Source organism: Streptomyces sp. NBC_01003 (genome assembly GCF_045162695.1).
Classification (GTDB): domain Bacteria; phylum Actinomycetota; class Actinomycetes; order Streptomycetales; family Streptomycetaceae; genus Streptomyces.
Window position 1 is genome coordinate 372,367 of record NZ_CP108707.1, and the last position, 16,954, is coordinate 389,320.

A 16,954-nucleotide genomic window follows, 5' to 3' on the forward strand; every position below is an offset into this window, starting at 1 on the left:
CGAACGCGCCCCGGCCGTCGGTCAGCGGGTGTGGCGGCGGACCGCGTCGAGGAGCTGGTCGATGTCCTCGGCGCTGTGGGAGAAGGCGGTGACGAACCGGACGATTCCCGGTTCCCAGCGGTCGTGATAGAAGGCGTATCCCTCGGCGAGGAGTCCCTCGGTGACCTGCTGGGGCAGGCGGCAGAAAAGGATGTTGGCCTGCGGCGTGGCCAGCAGGCCGGTGCCGGGGATGGCCTTGAGGCCGTCGCCGAGGCGGGTGGCCATCGCGTTGGCCTGGCGGGCGTTGTGCAGCCACAGGCCGTCGGTGAGGTACGCGTCGATCTGGGCCGCGTGGAAGCGCATCTTGGATGCGAGCTGGCCGGCGCGCTTGGCCCGGAAGGCGAGCTCGGTGGCGAGTGCGGGGTCGAAGCAGACGATGGCGTCGGCGGTCATCGCGCCGTTCTTGGTGGCGCCGAAGGACAGGACGTCGACGCCTGCCTTCCAGGTCATCTCGGCCGCGGTGGCACCGAGATGGTCAAGGGCGTTGGCAAAGCGCGCGCCGTCCATGTGCACGCCCAGCCCCGCGTCCTTGGCGATGGCGGACAGGCGGCGGATCTCCTCCAGGGTGTAGACGCTGCCGCTCTCGGTGGCCTGGCTGAGGCTCACCACGGACGGCTGCACGCTGTGCACGTCACCGGCCCGACGGCCCACCGCCGCCTGCAACGCTTCGGGGTCGATCTTGCTGTCGGGGCCTGGAACACCGACGAGCTTGGCTCCGCCGGTGAAGAACTCCGGAGCGCCGCATTCGTCGGTGTTGATGTGGCTGTCGGGGTGGGAGAGCACGCTGCCCCACGGCGGGGTGAGGGCGGCCAGGCTCAGGCCGTTGGCGGCGGATCCGGTGGAGACCGGGAAGACATCGACGTCCCGCTCGAAGATCTCGCTGAGCCTGCGGCGGGCGCTGTCGGTGAAGGGGTCGTTGCCGTAGGGCAGGACTTGCCCGGCGGCCGCTTCGGCGACGGCCCGGGCTATCTGCGGGGATGCGCCGGCCATGTTGTCGCTGATGAAGGCACGGCTGGAGGGGGTGGTGGCGATGGTGGTGCTCATGAGGGGTCCTTGGGTGTCAGGTGCTGATGGGGGAGGCGAAGACGACGGTGATGTCCACTTCCTCGGCGCCGGTGCGGTAGAAGTGCGGGGCGTCTCCGGCGAAGGCGAGCATGTCGCCGGGGCCCAGGTCCTGCGGGGCGTCGACGGGCCCGGCGGTGACGTGCCCGGTGGCGATGAGCAGGTGCTCGATCGTGCCGGTTGCGTGCGGGACGCCGGGCAGCTCCGTCTCGGACGGAATGCGCAGCCGCCAGATCTCCAGGCTGTTACCGCTGCTGATGCGGCGCAGCAGCTCCCGGGAGACCTCGCCCGGCTCCAGGTCCGTGGCCGGCCGGAAGACCGGACCGGTATCGGCGTCACGCGCCAACAGGTCGGCGATCGGGATGCGCAGGGCGATCGCGATCGCATCCAGGGTGTCGATCGTCGGATTGCCGTTGCCGGCCTCCAGCTGCGACAGCGTGGCCTTGCTCAGCCCGGCTCGCCGGGCCATCTCCGCGGCGCTCATCCCGCGCTGCTGGCGGCGCAGGCGGATCTTCGCGCCGACTGCGGCTGCGGTACTGCTCGCCGGCTGGCGACCGGCCGGGGGCGTCATCAGCGGCTCCCCTGCGTCGCGGTGCAGGACACGCGGCTGCGGCCCTTCTTGACCTTCAGTGTCGGCAGCACGACTTCGGCCGGGTCGCCGAGGCTGCGCACGTGCGTGCCCCCGCACTGCGCTGCGTGCAGCGCGTCCAGGTGCCGCACGCGCCACCCGTCGGCGAGAAACCATGCGAAGACCGGCAGATCGTCGGCGCGCGCCGCTGCCGCCGCAGCACGCAGCACAGCAGTCATCCCCTCCCGCCCTTCCGGTAGCTCGGCCAGCCGCGCCTCCGTCTGGGACGCCTGGAACTCGATGCCCGCCCGACCAGGGAAATGGTTGCTTCCGACCATCTCCCACCCCCTGCATCCGCCCGACCACGGCGACGAGGTGTCCGGCCGTGTGCGGCGCCGCGTGAACTTTCCGGGCATGAAGGTCGATCCTGGCTCGCACTTTCTGCCCATCGGCGAAGAGCAGAAGGCTGCCGCCGCCATCGCCACAACCACTCCCGACTCGCGGTGCCGGACCGGGATGATCTCCGTGTCCTCAGCCGCCAACGGGCTTCGGGCCGGCCCCCGCCCTGCGGATGGATCAGGCGGCGCTCGACGGCTGCCCATGGCGTCCCGTCCCTCTCACCGACCGCGACCACCGGCGTATCGACCTGCTCCAGGTAGGTGTCATCGAGGTAGGCACCGACCTGTGCGCCGACCTGAAGAGCCTCGGTTGAATGAACCATACGTTCACTATACCGAACCATCGAGCTAGTGAACCCAGCGTTCGTTTTAGCGAACGCTGGGTCGCGGTCAAGGGGAAGCGACTCCGCACGCCGCGCATCCCAGGTGTGGATGTCGTCACGGATCCCCCAGCGCATGCGCAGGTCGCTCGGTGAGACTGCGGACCCTGACGAGCCTTACCGTCGCACTCCTTGCCGATTCATCGCTTCGCCTCCGCTTTCGACGCGTTCGGGCCGCTCGGATCCGAACCAGGACGAGCTGCGCTCAACCCCGACCAACGCCTCCTGTACAACCCCGCCGAGGCGTATTTCGGGCCGCTTCGGCAGTACCCCCTCTCCAACTCCCGCGATGTCAACTACGCGTTCCAGACGAGGCAGTTGCACCGCTACCTCCGCGGGCGCAACCAGAACGCCTGGCACGTTCGCGGTCTGGGCGGCCAGGACCTCGGGGTGCCGGGCGAGACTCAAGCCGGGGACGGGGCCTCGGCGATACCCACCTGAGCCCCGACGCCGTCGCGTTCGGCGGCGGCGAGAGCGGCGTCGAGCAAACCGGGGAACCGGGCGGCCGGGTCATCGCGGCGCAGTTGAACGAAGCTGCGGGTCCCTTCCTGGCTGCCGCGGATGATTGCCGGCGGCACGGAGTGTGCGCATGTCGTAGCTGAGGATGGACTAGGCGACCGGTGTGCACAGGTTGCCCCACGGGTGTTCGCGGTCGTCGGCCAGTGCGCGGACCACGCCGATCCGGATGGGGTCGTTGAGCGCCGCCATCACGTCCGCGATCGAGCGGTGGGGGCAGCTGAACCGTGCTGGTCAACAATGCGGGTGCCGTCCGCATCATGCCGCTGGCGGACGCCACCGCCATAGGCATCAACGCCATGTTCGACCTTCACGTCATCGCGCCCAGCCTGCGGCGCACGCGGCACTGCCGCACCTGCGCCGGAGCGGGGGCGCGATCGTCAACGTCTCCAGCACCCACGGCTACCGGCCCAACCCCGTTGCCGCCGACCACGGGGCGTCCGAGGCCGCCCTCGAACAGCTGACCCGCACCTGGGCGGTGGAACTGGCGGCCGACGACATCCGCGTCAACGCCGTTGCTCCCGGCCCGACCGAAAGCGAGGCCGTGGCCGCCGCCGGTCTCCCGAAGCCGTCATCGATCACGCCAAACAGCAAGAGGCCGCCCTCATCCCCCTGGGCCGCCGCGCCGAACCCGAAGAGGTCGCCGACTGGATCCTGCGCCTGACCGACCCGGACACCACCTGACTCGCCGGCCAGACCCTCACCGTCGACGGCGGCCCGGAACTCGTCGGAAACCTCACCTCGCGCGACCAGGCTCTGCCCAAAGCGGCCTTCGACGAAAGACGAAACCGGGACACAGCGCCGCTCGCCATCCCCCTGCGCGCGACGCCGGGCCAGTGGATGACATCGGTGGGGTCTGTGGTGCAGGTCATCTGACGGCTGGATGCAGGGACTCCCAAGGTTCTGCCGCGCCGCCTTGCAGCTCGCCCGGCGAATGCGCATGGGTTCGCGGTCAAAACACCGTGCGTGCCGTGGCCGCCTGAGTAGGCTTCATCCGTTCGAAGCGGTTCAAATGCCCATATGGCCGAGAGGGAGTGGCTCCATCTCCGAGCGTCCGAACTTCGCGGAGTTACTGCGCCGCCATCGGCGCGCAGCCCGCCTGACGTTGGAGGCGCTCGCCGCTGCCTCAGGAGTCAGCGTACGGACCTTGTCGGACCTCGAGCGCGGGCGGAGCAAAGGGCCTCAGAACCGGACCGTTACCGCCCTGGCGGACGCGCTCGCGCTGGAGAGCGGCGCCCGCAAACAGCTCCTCGAGCTTGCGCGAGACGGCCGCCTACGAGATCACTGGACCCGTCCGACAGGCCTGCGTGAGCTACCTCGGTCCGTGGACGACTTCACCGGCCGCGCCGAGGAACTGGTCTGGATCGATGATCTCATTCACGCCGAACACTCCCCCGTTGCCTCCGTGGTCGGGCTCATCACCGGCTCCGCAGGGTCAGGCAAGACGACCTTCGCCGTCCGCTTCGCCCACGCCTTACGACCAAGCTTTCCCGACGGAGTGTTCTTCCTCGATCTGTTCGGCATGTCGCAGCGGCCTCTCGCCATCGACGACGCCCTGAGGCTGGTGATTGGCGCCCTCGGCGTAGCGGACCAGCACATACCGGCCGACACCCAAGGTCGAAGGTTCCTGTACCGCTCATTGCTGCGAGACAGACATGTCCTGGTCGTCCTCGACAACGCCGCGTCCGAGGAGCAGGTCCGCCCGCTGTTACCAGCAGAGGGCGCGGGCCGGGCTCTGGTCACAAGTCGGCGGTTGCTGGCCGGCCTTGAGGGCGTCCGCCGGCTAGCTCTGGGGCCGCTGCCCTTGACGGAGGCCACGCAGCTGCTGGCCCGGATCGTGGGTGAGCGTTCCGCCTCGGACGGGGAGCCGGCGCTTACCCGGCTCGCTCAGTTGTGCGGTGGGCTGCCGCTGGCGCTGCGCATCATCGGAAACCGGCTGGCCAGTCGGCCCGGGTGGAGTGCCGCCGAACTCGCCGCCCGGCTGTCGGATGAGGAGCGCCGTCTCGATCAGTTCAAGGCAGGCGACCTCAAGATCGCCAACGCGTTCGGGATGTCCTATGAACAGCTGGCTGCTTCCGCCCGGCGGGTCTTCCGGCGGCTGGCAGTGGTGCCCGGCCGGGACTTCGACGCCGCCCTCGCGGGAGTTGTCGGCGGGATCTCGATCGAGGATGCCTGGAGCGCGCTGGACGAACTCGTCGACCTCGGCCTGCTGCAGGACAGCACATCGGGCCGTTACCGCTTCCACGACCTCGTGCGGCTCTTCGCTCGCGAGCGGCTCGAGGCGGAGGAGAGCTCGGTAGAGCGCGAGGCGCTCACCGCCAGGGTGACGTCGTGGCTGCTGCGGATGGCCACGACGGCCGGGCGGTGGTTCGAACCGGCCTACGGCCGTCCCGACCGGCCTGATGCCGACCTCGCCGCCCTGTCCTCACCGGAGCAAGCCGAAGTGTGGCTGCGTGTGAACGTGGACAACTGGCTGACTGCGATGCGACGTGCGGCGAGCAGCGGTCAACAAGCCGCCGTCCTCGACTGCGCCGAGTCGACGCACTGGTTCTCCGACCGGTGGATCCATGGCCCGCACTGGCACGACGTGTTCACCCTCGGCGCGCAGGCCGCTGCCGCTCTGGCTGATCCGGCCCAGCACGCGACCCAGCTCAACTATCTGGCCTGGGTCCATGGAATCCAGATGGAAAGCCCGCAAACCATGCTGCGGTACGCGGAGGAGGCGTTGGACCTCGCCGTCCGGAGCGGCGCCACGGTGCAGATCGCCTGGTCGCATCACTACACCGCGATCGCGCTCCGCAAGCTCGGACGACTCGATGAAGCCGCTGCCTCGGCGTCCCAGGCGGCGGAGATGTTCAAGTCCATCGGTGACACCGATTCCTACCATGCGTGCATCACCAACCTCGGTCACTGCCTCCGTGACGACGGGCGCTACGACGAAGCCCTGGAGCGATACCGCGAAGTGCTCGCCCTGGTGAGCGACGACGAATCCGGGATGACACCGAGCATCGCTGTCCATCTTCGGCCGCACACGCTCTCCGTCATCGGCCGGTGTCTGGGGCTGCTCGGCCGCCCTGGCGAGGCGATACCCATGCTCACAGAGGCGACCGCTCTCATGGAGCAGTTCGATTCCAACTATGTGCAGGCCGGGGCTCTGGAGACACTCGCGGCCCTGCTTGCCGAGGAGGGCCTGACCGGCGAGGGGTGCCGAGCCTACGCGCGTGCGGCAGAGGTGTTCGAGGCGATCGGCGACGACGAGGCGCACAGCCGCTGCCACCACCTGGCGACCGCCCAACGGACTGAAGCCACCTGAGCCGATATGCGCAGAACTTCTGCGTGCTGTTCTGCATGGCGTGGCCGCTTGCACGCGACTTGACTTGGCTGCACAGGACGGGCGCGGGCGCCCGTCCATCCACGTCAGGAGTGACCATGACGGCAATCAGGAACATCGTGCTCGTGCACGGTGGCTTCGTGGACGGGTCGGGCTGGCAAGGCGTCTACGAGCAACTGACGGCCGACGGCTACAAGGTGGCCGTCGTACAGAACCCGACCCTGTCGCTTGCCGGTGACGTCGCTGCCACCCATCAGGTCCTCGACAGTCTCGACGGCCCGGCCGTTCTCGTCGGCCACTCCTACGGCGGCGCCGTCATCACCGAAGCCGGAAACCACCCCAACGTCGCCGCGCTCGCCTACATCGCCGCGTTCGCCCCCGACAAGGACGAGTCGGTCAACACCCTGATCGCCGACCCGCCGCCCGGCGCACCCGTCCCGCCGATCCTGCCGCCCAAGGACGGATTCCTCTTCCTCGACCGCGACAAGTTCGCGGCATCGTTCGCCGCCGACGTGCCCGAGGCGCAGGCCGCGTTCATGGCCGACTCCCAGGTCCCATGGGGCGTCGACGCCCTCGGTGGCACGGTCTCCGAACCGGCCTGGCGGACCAAGCCGTCCTGGTACCTGGTCGCCACCGACGACCGGATGATCCCGCCACCCGCCCAGCGAGCCATGTCCGAGCGAGCCGGCGCGACCGTCACCGAAACCCCGGGAAGCCACGCCGTCTACGTCTCCCGCGCGGCAACGGTAGCTGCCGTCATCACCCAGGCCGCCGAAGGCCAGGGCCGCCAGTCCTAGCAGGCACTCGCGCTCCCGTGTCGTCCGGGCGGCACCTGCGCCCGAACGACACGGGAGCGGCGTAGACCACGATCCGGGCAGCCTCTCAGCGTGATGGACGGCCTTGCGGATGCGGCCTTGGACGGATGCGGCGGCTGCTGAACGGGGCAACCTGGAATGCCGACGACATCCACGACAACCTGCAGACACAGGCTGCCGACAAGCTCGGCGAGGACGGCGGGGTACTCATCCTCAACGACACCGGCTTCGCCGAGAACAGCACCATCTCTGCGGGCGCGCAGCGCCGGCACTTCGGCACCGCCGACCACACCGAGAACCACCAGATCGGCGTCTTCGCCGCCCACACAACCACCCGTGACCGGGCTCTGGCGGACTGCGAGCCGGCACGAGTCCGGCCGCCACACCCCGCGCAGCGGCTCCTGGCTACGCAACATCTACCTTGATGGGGATCTTTGAACACCGGCCTGGGCCGCTCCTCGCCCCACATGCTTGGTCTTTGAACTGTCTGGGGAAGACGGGAAGCGGAGAGCGCTCCTTGATCACCAAAAGGTAAAGATTGGCCCTGCCTGGTGACTGGCGGTTGGATCGGATCGGGTCTGCACGGCCCCGTTGGTGAGTGTGGGGCCCGGGCCGTTGGGTTGATCGGTCCGCGAGCCTTGATCGCTGCCGATCCTGCTGATTGGTTGGTCGGCATGACTGAACTTGGACCCGTCGCCTGGCCACCTGCCCCGATCAGGACCGAGCGACTCGTGCTCCGTGAGCCCGAGGCCCGGGACCGCGCGGCCTTCATCGAGCTGCTGTCGTCGCCAGATGTGCATACCTACCTCGGCGGCCCCCGGCCGCGTGACGAGCTTGAGCGCGAGACGCCCGGGGTACCCGAGCGGTGGCCCGGGAGTTTCGTCGTTGATCTCGACGGGTCGATGATCGGCCAGATCCTGCTCAGGCGAGCAACGGAGCACCGTCGTCCGGCTGCTGCGGGGAAGGCCGATCTCGGTTATCTGTTCCTGCCGCGTACGTGGGGATTCGGGTACGCCGCCGAGGCGTGCGCGGCGGCGCTCGACTGGTTCGACGGCGTCCTTCCCGGCGAGCCGGTGGTGCTCACCACCCAGACCGCCAACGTCGGCTCGATGCGTCTCGCGGCGAAGCTCGGGTTCACCGAGGTAGAGCGGTTCCAGGCCTGGGGCGCCGAGCAGTGGCTCGGCCTGCGGTCCCCGGTCACGCCGTCCGCTTGAGCTCGTGCTCGACGGCGCGGAGCCCCAACGCGACAGGCACTGCCAGGACGGAGCCCAGCGCTGTCGAAACTCGTGGACGAAGCCCCGTTGTGGGCCCGCCGACCGGCAGGTCGGCGGGCTGATTCGTGATGGTGGGGCGGGCGGATTCCTGAGGGGCAAGCAGGGCGACGCTCGTGACAGGCTGGTAGCAGTGGGGACAGCTCCGGACGGCCGTCGGTGCCAGGGGGTCGACGGTTGCCGGTGCCGCCGGTTGTGGGGCGAGGGTAAGGGCTCGGGGGAACTCACCGAGGCGACGGGCTCGTTCCTCGTCGCGGGTCCGGTTGGGTCTATCTCCTTGGGGTGTTCTTCGAGCCGACGTCGGGCCCCAGCGATATCCACACATCGACAGGCAGCGACAATCATCGCCCAAACGAATCAGGCCAGCTCAGCCGAGCCCAACCGAAATGGCGATGCCAGATCGCACGTTTCGGTTCAATTGATCGTCGACCCGGGTGTGCCGCTGAGAACGGTCCAAGAGACAGGCTCTAGCCCCGGCTGTGCAAAACCTGCGAGAGCGCGCTCATACTGATGTCGACGATCGTGCGGAGCTGCTTCTGACTCGCCCTGGCCCTGCTCATCACGGCCAGCGACTGGTTGACCGCCGTGATGTGAATGGCGTAGTTCTCGGCCTCGCCCTCGGCCAACTCCGCGGTGTTCAAGGCAGTCCGCAGCCGCGCACGCTGAAGCCCCACAGCTTCGATCGCACGCGTGGCGATAGCGGGGCTGAGTACTGGTGTCGCCATCGCGGTCTGAGCGACCAGACATCCGTCCGGCACATCGGGGTCGGCGATGCGTTGGAGGGTGACCTCGAAAAACGCCTCTATCGCCCGCAGCGGTTCCCCGGACGTACCGGAGGCAAGCGCCTGTTCGTACCTGTCTCCATACCGGACGGCGTAGCGGTCCAGGCAGCGCAGGTAGAGCGCGTCTTTGTCGCCGAAGGAGGAGTAGATGGAACTTCGGTTCAATCCGGTCGCCTTGGAGAGGTCGTCGAGCGAGGTGTCGGCGTACCCGGACCGCCAGAACTGGACCATCGCCGCGTGGATCGCGATTTCCACGTCGAACTGCTTCTTCCCGGCCATCCCGTATGCACCCCGTTCTTCAGCTAGTCCATCGTGGCCTTTCCCATCCTGTCTTGAACTGAACAGTCCAAGATATGTTAGACAGGAGGCATGACCGACGCCACCGTCGACCAGAACCATGTCCGCGGGCTGCCGCTGTGCGACCTCGCGGGCTTCACCCACCGCTGGGTCGACGCGGAAGGGATCCGGCTTCACGCCGTGGAAGGCGGTCGGTCGAGCGGCCCCACCGTCGTGCTGCTCGCCGGGTTCCCGCAGACCTGGTGGGCTTGGCACAAGGCGATGCCGCGCCTTGCCGAGCGCTTCCACGTGATCGCGATCGACCTGCCGGGACAGGGCCACTCCGATCGTCCCCAAGGGGGCTACGACACTCACACCGTCGCTTCGCGCGTACAGGCCGCGCTGACCGCGCTCAACGTGCCGAAGTACTGGCTCGTCGCCCACGACATCGGGGCCTGCGTCGCCTTCTCGCTCGCCCTGAAGTACCAAGACCGCCTGCACGGCGTCGCCCTGCTCGACGCCGGCATTCCCGGAATCACCCTCCCGGACACCATCCCAACGGACCCCGAACGGGCCTGGAAGACCTGGCACTTGGCATTCCACGTGGTGCCCGAACTGCCCGAGACGCTGATCACCGGCCGCGAACGTGACTACGTGGCCTGGTTCCTGAGGGTCAAGACACTGTCCCCGAACACGTTCGACAGTGCCGATATCGACCACTACGCCGCCTCCATCGCAGCCGAGGGAGGGCTCCGAGCGTCTCTCGCCTACTTCCGCGACGCCGCGGAATCAGCGCGCAAGAACCAGGACGCTCTCGCTCCCGGACGAGGGCACTTGACCATCCCGGTCCTGGGAATTTCCAGCTCTCACGGCTCGATCCCCGACATGGCCGCCTCCATCAGCCCCTGGGCAGAGAACGTGACCGGCGTCGTCATCCCGGAAGCCGGGCACTTCATTCCCGACGAGCAGCCCGACGCAACCGTGGACGCGTTGACCGTGTTCATCGATGACGCGCGTGTCGGGTAGAGCGTGTCAGGGAGTTCGCCAACACCACATGCTCCGCACCCTCGCCGAACTAGCCGTACCAGCAGTACCAGCAGTACCAGCAGCAACGCCGTTCGGTTAACTAGGGCTGTCCCGAAAAAGATCTTCGACGTCGGTGATGGTCTACCCCATGACCGCTCGGGCCGCGTCGAGAAAAGCCGACCGGTTGCCCTCCAGGTAGTCCAGCACGCTCTCACCGTCGGACAAACCTTGCCAGAGGGTCCGGTTGAGGTCGAGGAAGTGCGGTGCGCGGCATGCACGGGCTGAGGGAACTGGATGCGGAGAGCCGATCCGCGACCCACAGCCTGTACATGACGTCCCGGGTCGAGGTACCAATCATCGGTGTCCCCCACCCGGAAGGCCGCGTGCAAGCGCAGCATTCCGCTTCTGCCGACACCTCGATGAACCGCTCCAGCAGCGCCAGCCGTTCCGCGCGCCGAGTCTCTGACAGGCGGTCCGCTGCCGTCCCTGCTCAGCACGTTCTGCTGGTCGCGGCGTACTGGTGCACGAACTTGACGATGTATCAGCTCGCCCCACTCTTTGGGGTGTCCAAGTCGGCAGCGGACCGCATCGTCGCCCACCTCGGGCCGATGCTCGCGCTCCAGCCAACCCTTCGGAGCAGCGCGGAGATCATTTACGGGACAGCCCTTGGGCGGCGAAGCCGATGTTCGTAACGCAATCGGAGGCGCCGTAGACCCCGCAGTTCGCCGTTGTAACGCACTGCGTCTGGATCCCCCTGACCTCCTCCAGCGCCGACACGAGAGCCACAGGGCCCGGGGCTGCATGCGGGCGGGCAACTGCTCGTTCTTGGCAGCTCGCAGGCCCACGTCGCGGGTGGGACATGGCTGCCCCCACTCACTGATCCTGCCGCCGGCGACGCCGACTGCGCACAGCGTAGAACCCTCACCCGGACGTGGCTTCGGCCTGGTCGTTCTTCGTCTCGGTCGCCTCAGGCCGCCTTGCGTGCTCGCTGACGCGCTTGCCGAGCAGGACGAACAACAGGATGAGACCGACAGTCAGCAGGATGTGTCCGAGTCCGGCGGTCAGTGGCACCGCCTCGGAAATGTGGTCCTCGTCGCGGCCGAGCACGGTCAGGATTCCGTGTACCCCCATCATCCCGGTCGAGATGGCGATGCCGACGTTGTAGAACCAGAAGAACGCGGTGAAGAGCCGCGTCCCTGACAGCTGGAAGACTTTGTCGAGGACGAGGACGACAAGGAAGACGATCATGCCCAGGGCCAGCAAGTGGGTGTGCATGAGAGCCAGTTGCGTCTCCCCGCTGAAGTCCTTGATCTTCGTGAACTCCCGGTAGAAGAGCCCCGAGAGGACTCCCACGATCATATAGACGTGTGCCGCGTAATACGATCTCCGCACAGCGCATCCCCCTGAGTCGAGCCGCATACGATCGCGGCATGTGATCGGTTCATTCAAGCGCCCTCAACGGGCCCGCAAGGTGGTTTCACCGAAACGAACGCGCGTCCCAGCTCGCTCGAAGGTGTCCCTCCGCGATCTTCCTGCACAGCCGCGCCCATACGCGGGCACCTCAGTCCTCGACACCTGCACGAGACGCACACGCGAGCGCCCCAGCGCGCTCTGCCCGCAGGCCTGTTGAACGGCGACAATGACGGTGCCGCGCTTTCGCGGCGGCAGCCGGTTCCGCCGAGCGTGGCGGGCCGGTCCGCATCAGGTCTTCTCCGCCACAGCCTTGCAGGCACGATGCAGTCCCCTGCCCATGGCACGCAACCTGCCGTGGTCGACGCAGGCCGCACAGGTCATGACGTGGTCCAGATACTCGCCGTAGGCCTTGAGCACGCAGGCCACGCTCCGAAATTTGCCGAGCCCTTCACCACGGGCCCCAGGCTGCTTGCGGGCGCTCAAAGCGACCATACGTGGCCAACATAACTGCCTTGGCATGCTGGCCCGTTGAGCAGGACCGCGCAGGATGCCCACGTCTGACCGCCACCGACGGTGTCCCCGGGTGGTCACTGATCCCATGGAAGCGACGGCACACGGACGACCGTGAACCGCACCGACTCCGACAGGCGGCGTAGCGGGGTACTCGGGCCCAACGGTCGCCACGGGTCGCCCTAGGCGGTTCACGCGTCGGGACTCTTACCGCGGCCACCTTGAGCACCCGGTCGACCCGGCCTTTCGCGATCTCCTGCATGTCGGCGGTGCCCTTCAAGTCCGTCCCCCACGCGGTGATGACGACCGCTCCGGTCCTCAGAACGACCTTGGCGCTGTAGTCGTCCTCCGAGATCTCTTCTGAGAGAGCGTCCGTGTACTCTGCGCCCGTCTCTGTCTGCAGAGGCTTGGAGTCCTGGGCGTCCTCGCGTCCAGCGGCTGTCATAGCCTTGGCAGTGACGGTCGCGCTCTCGGGGGAGTCGAACGAATAGACCTTGATGTAGACCGTCCGCCCGTCCACGCTCACCTGCAGCTCCTCCAGCGTCTGGTGGTTCTCCAGCGTCCTGAGCGCCATAGCCGTCAGCCCCGCGCATCCCGTCCCGGCGTCAAGTCCGCAGTGCCTCACGGCCTCCGCGCCCTCGTGGAGATCGGAGCCGCGACCGCCCCAGTCCTCGGGGATGCCGTCGTCACCGGAAACGGCTGTCCGCCCCTGCGTGCTGCCGAGGAAGGTGTAGTCGGGCTTGGGTACGAGATCCCTGAGGGACCGTTGCACGGTGCAGGCCACCGGATCCATCGGGTTGGAGCCGGGGCGTACCTTCTGGAGCCGGCCGGCCTCCTTGAGGTCCTGCAGGACGGGTGCAGCCAGTTCGCGGGAGGGCAGGCAGCAGCACTGAGCGATGATGCGTGCCTTGTCCCGGCTGAAGAACTGGAAGATCCTGTGGCACTGGTGGCTCAAGGGCGACAGTGCCCACCAGGCCATGCTAGGCATCGCACGCCTTCACAACCTCGCCCGCACCGGATAGCTCACGCCCCATTGCTCGCGCCGGCTCCCCACTTCGAGAGCCGCCGGACCACCCGAGCGGTTGGCCAAGGGCTAGTCAGGGCCGGAGGTGTTTCAACGTGAACTCGGGCAGGGCGTACGGGCCGGATTGCGGAAGGTCGGGATCGGCAGGGACATCGGCGTCGGTGATGTGCGACGCATGTGTTTCAGCGTTGTCGACGGGCGTGTAGGCCAGTTCGGACTCCGCGGGGAGTTCCCAGAAGCTGCGGGTGTTGGCAGAGACGGCGTACACCGTGGCAAAGCGCGTGGAGAGCGGGGCGGTGAGTGCGGCGCGGCAGAAGCCGACGGCATCGCGCGGGCTGAGCCAAGTGGCCAGGTGGCGCGGCTCGGTGGGCGCCTCCTCGAAGCTGCCGATACGCAGGCAGATCACGGAAACGTCGAACTTGTCCGCATACAGCCGCCCCAGGGCCTCGACAGCTGCCTTGCTCACCCCGTATAGGCCGTCGGGGCGCACCGGCCCCTGTGGGCCGGTGCGATGGACCGTGGGATAGAAACCGCTCACGCGGTTGCTGCTGGCCAGCACGACCCGTGGAATCGCCACGCGGCGGACGGCCTCCAGGACATGGTGGGTGCCCAGCACGTTGACGTCCAGGAGATGCTCAAGCGGTGCTTCGTCCGGCAGGCCGCCCAGATGGAGCACGGCGTCCGCACCGGCGAGCGCAGCCTCGACGGCGGCCGCTTCCCGAAGGTCGACGCTGTGCGTCACCTCATTCGCGGCCTCGGCCTGGAAGGGAACGCGGTCGAGCAAGACCAGGCGGCCAACCTCACTGCGCAACGCCCGGCGCACGACCGAACCAATATTCCCTGCTGCCCCGGTGACGACCACTGTTCCGAGCCCCACTGCTCGCCTCCCCAGTTCGGCCTCAACAACACCCTGGAGCCTGTCCTACTGGACAGGTGACCGCATTCGCGAAGGCCGTCCCACTTGGCTTTGACCGCGCGCTAGGCCCGCAGGAACGAGGTGGAACGGAGCGTCCTGACGTTCAAGGGCTGCCGTGCCGTGGCCACCCGCTACGAGAAGCGGGCGTACGTCTTCCACGGCACGGTCACCCTGGCCGCGATACGGCTGTGGCTGCACGGATGACGCCCGACGGCGGGGGCCGGGCCGGTGCGCGCGCTCAAGTCGTTCAGGCCGGCAGGAACTCGCTCCGGCAAGCGGCGCACCAGCAGCCGGCGGGACGGGTCATGTGGGCAGAGCTCAGGTCGAGTTGTTGATCACGAAGGTGTTACAGGCCGCGGAACCGGACTTCTTGAGGCAGATCTCCAGGTTGCAGTTCGAGCCCCCCCGGATTCATCCGGCGGGGAGGAGTCACGCAACTCGGCACGCCTCACTCCGTCGCGGACGCCGCCCGCCGGACCCACGAAGACGTGCTCGAGCACTGCGGACCGGTGGACGGCGAGCTCCTCGTCGTGGCTCTGCTCGAAGAGAAGGCCGGGATGCTGCTGCGTCACCCTGTGCGTTGCCTCGCAGGGGGCCCCATCATTACCGGGGTCTCATCGCAGAGGCGGCCGAAACGAATACCGATCTGCGACTTACTACCGCACGACGGCCCATCAGACGGGTCAGTCTGACTCCTGTCGAAGGACGCGGCGAGCCGCCTCAGCCTCGGCTGCCGGCGGGGACACCTCGTCGAGGACATCAAGCTCGTCATCCCCCTCCAACTCCCGTTCCCAGGCTGCGGCGAGCCGCTCCTGCTCCTCCCCGGGCCTGGCCACGACGGTCTCCCTGTCCTCGGGTGCCAAGGCCGCCAGGAAGCGTGCGACTGAGTCGTTCGGCATGCTAAACACCCCTTCGCTGGGCATGGTGCTGGTTCGGGCTCAGCATGATCAATCAGTCCGGCGATCGCGGCCCGACACAGCCGCAGCACACTCGGATGGCGCCATCTCGAGTGCCAAGCCTCGCCCGACTAGTACCGCCCCGAGTACACCCTGCAGACGCTATTCCTTGCTCACGCGCTCGTGCGGGCGATCGACGAGGACTCCCGGCCACAGGGCGGCGGGGTGGCGAACATTGATGATGAGGCGGTGTTTGCCGCGATCATTTACGTGCTGGTCAGCGGGTGTGCCTGGCGGACTCTGCCTCCGTGCTTCGGGCCTCGAAGTCGACCGTGCACCGCCGATTCGTCATCTGGTCCAGGGCCGGAGTCCGGGGCCGGCTGCACCAGAAGGTCCTCCAGCTTCACGACGGGCAGAGGCTTCGGAGCTTCGAACTCCCCGCGGAGACCGCGCAGTTCCGGACCACGGCGGGAACCTCACAGGCGCCGGAAGTTCCAGCACTGCCGCGGGCATCGCGAATCACGTCGCCGCGTCCTGGCCCACGTGCGCGGCGTCTCATCCGGCATGCATGCCACCATCCAGAACTCGGGCACCGACGTCTCGATCGGCGTGTTCTTCTCCCTGATGATCGCCCACCTGGCCAGAACCTGCCCCACAGGCTCACCGGCGGCCGGCGGATCACAAAATCGCCGTGATACGCCAGCTGGAACACGTGGAGCCCACGCCAACGGTTCTCCTGCCCGCACAGGAATGAGGTCTGCAGCCAGCCGCTCAACCTCGGGTGATTTCCGCCCGGCCGCGGTGCGCTGGAGCGTCGGTGTGGAAGTAGTGGCCCTTGTCGAGGTCTTCGAGGAGCCCGGGGTGGGTCGGCTGCCAGTCCAGCAGCTCTCGGGTCAGGGTGTTCGATGCCTGTATGTCGAGGCCGATGAAGGGGGCCAGCCAGGTGAAGTGCTCGGCCGCGGCCTCTGGGGCCACGGAGGTCACCGGCACGTTGAGGTGGCGGCCGATCACTTCGGCGATGTCGCGGAGCGCGACGCCCTCGTCCGCGATGCCGTGCAGCACCGATCCGGCGGGTGCCTTTTCGACGGCCAGGCGGAACAGCCGCGCGATATCAAGGCGGTGGACCGCCGGCCAGGGATTGGTGCCGGTGCCGGTGTAGCCGGAGACGCCCTTGGCCCGGGCGGCGGCGATCAGGCCGGGCACCCAGGCGTAGTCCCCCTCGCCGTGGACGGTCGGAGAGACCCGCACCACCGATGAGCGGACGCCGCGGGAAGCGAAGGCGAGCGCGGCCTGGGCGGTAGCCGTTCGGATCAGGAAGGGCGAGTCGTCGATCGTGGGCACGTCCGTCTCGGTCACCACGCGCCCGGGCGGGAGGCCGATGAAGCCGGAGGCGAGGACGAAGGGGCGGTCGGTGCCGGCGAGCGTATCGCCGAAGGTGTCGACGGCGCGGCGGTCGGCCTCGGCGGCGCCCTCGTAGTCGCCGGAGAAGGCGACGTCGCCCTTGAAGGCGAGGTGGATCACTCCGTCCGACGCGGCGGCCGCGTCCCGCAGGACCTCCAGGTCGTCGATGGTGCCGCGGATGACCTCCGCGCCGGTGGCGGTGAGCGCGGCGGCGGAGGCGTCGGAGCGGGCGAGGCCGACGACCTGGTACCCCGCCTCGATGAGCTCGGGAACGAGGGCGGAGCCGATGTAGCCGGTCGCGCCGGTCACAAAGATGCGCATGAGAGACCT

Annotated in this window: 18 protein-coding genes and 4 pseudogenes; 12 read left to right on the forward strand and 10 right to left on the reverse strand. The window is 68.1% G+C overall.

Features of this window, described 5'->3' with window-relative positions:
* Nucleotides 1-21: 21 nt before the first annotated feature.
* From OG698_RS01870 to OG698_RS01880, 3 genes are read right to left on the reverse strand one after another with little or no spacing between them, the layout of a single operon-like run.
* Nucleotides 22-1,083, reverse strand: a complete 1,062-nt coding sequence (locus OG698_RS01870) for a threonine aldolase family protein (protein ID WP_406100984.1) — start codon at nt 1,081-1,083, stop codon at nt 22-24.
* Nucleotides 1,084-1,099: 16 nt separating this feature from the next.
* The gene (locus OG698_RS01875) at nt 1,100-1,672 is read right to left on the reverse strand and encodes a helix-turn-helix domain-containing protein (protein WP_399982554.1); all 573 of its coding nucleotides are present in this window, start codon (nt 1,670-1,672) and stop codon (nt 1,100-1,102) included.
* Complete coding sequence (locus tag OG698_RS01880; protein WP_406100985.1) at nt 1,672-2,007, reverse strand: hypothetical protein; 336 nt, start codon at nt 2,005-2,007, stop codon at nt 1,672-1,674. The genes OG698_RS01875 and OG698_RS01880 overlap by 1 nt, the downstream gene beginning before the upstream one ends.
* Nucleotides 2,008-2,240: 233 nt before the next feature.
* Here OG698_RS01880 and OG698_RS01885 point away from each other — a divergent pair, with 233 nt between their 5' ends.
* From OG698_RS01885 to OG698_RS01915, 7 genes are all read left to right on the forward strand, one after another.
* Nucleotides 2,241-2,381 carry a hypothetical protein gene (locus OG698_RS01885; RefSeq protein WP_406100986.1) on the forward strand — a complete coding sequence of 47 codons (141 nt, stop codon included), beginning with the start codon at nt 2,241-2,243 and terminating at the stop codon, nt 2,379-2,381.
* Between the two features lie 198 nt (nt 2,382-2,579).
* On the forward strand, nt 2,580-2,888 hold the full coding sequence (locus OG698_RS01890) for a hypothetical protein (protein ID WP_406100987.1): 309 nt from the start codon (nt 2,580-2,582) through the stop codon (nt 2,886-2,888).
* A 244-nt stretch (nt 2,889-3,132) separates the two neighbouring features.
* Nucleotides 3,133-3,627: an SDR family NAD(P)-dependent oxidoreductase gene (locus OG698_RS01895; protein ID WP_406100989.1), complete on the forward strand. Its 495-nt coding sequence runs from the start codon at nt 3,133-3,135 to the stop codon at nt 3,625-3,627.
* A gap of 348 nt (nt 3,628-3,975) precedes the next feature.
* The gene (locus tag OG698_RS01900; RefSeq protein WP_406110770.1) at nt 3,976-6,276 is read left to right on the forward strand and encodes an ATP-binding protein; all 2,301 of its coding nucleotides are present in this window, start codon (nt 3,976-3,978) and stop codon (nt 6,274-6,276) included.
* A gap of 116 nt (nt 6,277-6,392) precedes the next feature.
* A complete protein-coding gene (locus tag OG698_RS01905; protein WP_406100991.1) occupies nt 6,393-7,091 on the forward strand; it encodes an alpha/beta fold hydrolase in 699 nt (232 codons plus the stop codon).
* A gap of 71 nt (nt 7,092-7,162) precedes the next feature.
* The gene (locus tag OG698_RS01910; RefSeq protein WP_406110771.1) at nt 7,163-7,534 is read left to right on the forward strand and encodes a transposase; all 372 of its coding nucleotides are present in this window, start codon (nt 7,163-7,165) and stop codon (nt 7,532-7,534) included.
* A 249-nt stretch (nt 7,535-7,783) separates the two neighbouring features.
* Complete coding sequence (locus tag OG698_RS01915) at nt 7,784-8,323, forward strand: GNAT family N-acetyltransferase (protein WP_406100993.1); 540 nt, start codon at nt 7,784-7,786, stop codon at nt 8,321-8,323.
* Between the two features lie 524 nt (nt 8,324-8,847).
* Here OG698_RS01915 and OG698_RS01920 read toward each other — a convergent pair.
* Complete coding sequence (locus OG698_RS01920; protein WP_406100994.1) at nt 8,848-9,441, reverse strand: TetR/AcrR family transcriptional regulator; 594 nt, start codon at nt 9,439-9,441, stop codon at nt 8,848-8,850.
* A gap of 90 nt (nt 9,442-9,531) precedes the next feature.
* On the opposite strand from OG698_RS01920, the gene OG698_RS01925 reads away from it, so the two are divergent.
* Together OG698_RS01925 and OG698_RS01930 are read left to right on the forward strand one after the other, a co-directional pair.
* The gene (locus tag OG698_RS01925; protein WP_406100995.1) at nt 9,532-10,464 is read left to right on the forward strand and encodes an alpha/beta fold hydrolase; all 933 of its coding nucleotides are present in this window, start codon (nt 9,532-9,534) and stop codon (nt 10,462-10,464) included.
* Between the two features lie 500 nt (nt 10,465-10,964).
* A pseudogene (locus OG698_RS01930) lies at nt 10,965-11,141 on the forward strand (transposase family protein); the annotation flags it as partial.
* A 244-nt stretch (nt 11,142-11,385) separates the two neighbouring features.
* Here OG698_RS01930 and OG698_RS01935 read toward each other — a convergent pair.
* The 3 genes from OG698_RS01935 to OG698_RS01945 form a co-directional block, all read right to left on the reverse strand.
* Complete coding sequence (locus OG698_RS01935) at nt 11,386-11,856, reverse strand: DUF2871 domain-containing protein (protein WP_406100996.1); 471 nt, start codon at nt 11,854-11,856, stop codon at nt 11,386-11,388.
* A 309-nt stretch (nt 11,857-12,165) separates the two neighbouring features.
* Complete coding sequence (locus OG698_RS01940; RefSeq protein WP_406100997.1) at nt 12,166-12,303, reverse strand: hypothetical protein; 138 nt, start codon at nt 12,301-12,303, stop codon at nt 12,166-12,168.
* Between the two features lie 22 nt (nt 12,304-12,325).
* Nucleotides 12,326-13,171 carry a hypothetical protein gene (locus tag OG698_RS01945; protein WP_406100998.1) on the reverse strand — a complete coding sequence of 282 codons (846 nt, stop codon included), beginning with the start codon at nt 13,169-13,171 and terminating at the stop codon, nt 12,326-12,328.
* A 127-nt stretch (nt 13,172-13,298) separates the two neighbouring features.
* Between OG698_RS01945 and OG698_RS01950 the strand changes: the two are divergent.
* Nucleotides 13,299-13,409: pseudogene (locus OG698_RS01950) on the forward strand (IS5/IS1182 family transposase); the annotation flags it as partial.
* Nucleotides 13,410-13,484: 75 nt separating this feature from the next.
* Here OG698_RS01950 and OG698_RS01955 read toward each other — a convergent pair.
* Nucleotides 13,485-14,288 carry an NAD-dependent epimerase/dehydratase family protein gene (locus OG698_RS01955; protein ID WP_406101000.1) on the reverse strand — a complete coding sequence of 268 codons (804 nt, stop codon included), beginning with the start codon at nt 14,286-14,288 and terminating at the stop codon, nt 13,485-13,487.
* A gap of 108 nt (nt 14,289-14,396) precedes the next feature.
* On the opposite strand from OG698_RS01955, the pseudogene OG698_RS01960 reads away from it, so the two are divergent.
* Nucleotides 14,397-14,531, forward strand: a pseudogene (locus OG698_RS01960) (IS5/IS1182 family transposase); the annotation flags it as partial.
* Between the two features lie 479 nt (nt 14,532-15,010).
* On the opposite strand, the gene OG698_RS01965 reads toward OG698_RS01960, so the two are convergent.
* Nucleotides 15,011-15,226: a hypothetical protein gene (locus OG698_RS01965; protein WP_406101002.1), complete on the reverse strand. Its 216-nt coding sequence runs from the start codon at nt 15,224-15,226 to the stop codon at nt 15,011-15,013.
* Nucleotides 15,227-15,430: 204 nt separating this feature from the next.
* On the opposite strand from OG698_RS01965, the pseudogene OG698_RS01970 reads away from it, so the two are divergent.
* Nucleotides 15,431-15,628 (forward strand): annotated as a pseudogene (locus tag OG698_RS01970) (transposase); the annotation flags it as partial.
* Between the two features lie 366 nt (nt 15,629-15,994).
* Here the strand turns inward: OG698_RS01970 and OG698_RS01975 are convergent.
* Entirely contained in the window at nt 15,995-16,945 is a 951-nt protein-coding gene (locus tag OG698_RS01975; RefSeq protein ID WP_406101004.1) for an SDR family oxidoreductase, read from the reverse strand.
* Nucleotides 16,946-16,954: the final 9 nt, after the last annotated feature.

Coding starts and splice junctions, on each gene's coding strand:
- OG698_RS01895 (WP_406100989.1), top strand. CDS start 3,133: ATGGGGTCGTTGAGCGCCGCCATCACGTCCGCGATCGAGCGGTGGGGG.
- OG698_RS01965 (WP_406101002.1), bottom strand. CDS start 15,226: ATGCCGAACGACTCAGTCGCACGCTTCCTGGCGGCCTTGGCACCCGAG.
- OG698_RS01880 (WP_406100985.1), bottom strand. CDS start 2,007: ATGGTCGGAAGCAACCATTTCCCTGGTCGGGCGGGCATCGAGTTCCAG.
- OG698_RS01885 (WP_406100986.1), top strand. CDS start 2,241: ATGGATCAGGCGGCGCTCGACGGCTGCCCATGGCGTCCCGTCCCTCTC.
- OG698_RS01975 (WP_406101004.1), bottom strand. CDS start 16,945: ATGCGCATCTTTGTGACCGGCGCGACCGGCTACATCGGCTCCGCCCTC.
- OG698_RS01870 (WP_406100984.1), bottom strand. CDS start 1,083: ATGAGCACCACCATCGCCACCACCCCCTCCAGCCGTGCCTTCATCAGC.
- OG698_RS01925 (WP_406100995.1), top strand. CDS start 9,532: ATGACCGACGCCACCGTCGACCAGAACCATGTCCGCGGGCTGCCGCTG.
- OG698_RS01905 (WP_406100991.1), top strand. CDS start 6,393: ATGACGGCAATCAGGAACATCGTGCTCGTGCACGGTGGCTTCGTGGAC.
- OG698_RS01920 (WP_406100994.1), bottom strand. CDS start 9,441: ATGGCCGGGAAGAAGCAGTTCGACGTGGAAATCGCGATCCACGCGGCG.
- OG698_RS01875 (WP_399982554.1), bottom strand. CDS start 1,672: ATGACGCCCCCGGCCGGTCGCCAGCCGGCGAGCAGTACCGCAGCCGCA.
- OG698_RS01915 (WP_406100993.1), top strand. CDS start 7,784: ATGACTGAACTTGGACCCGTCGCCTGGCCACCTGCCCCGATCAGGACC.
- OG698_RS01900 (WP_406110770.1), top strand. CDS start 3,976: ATGCCCATATGGCCGAGAGGGAGTGGCTCCATCTCCGAGCGTCCGAAC.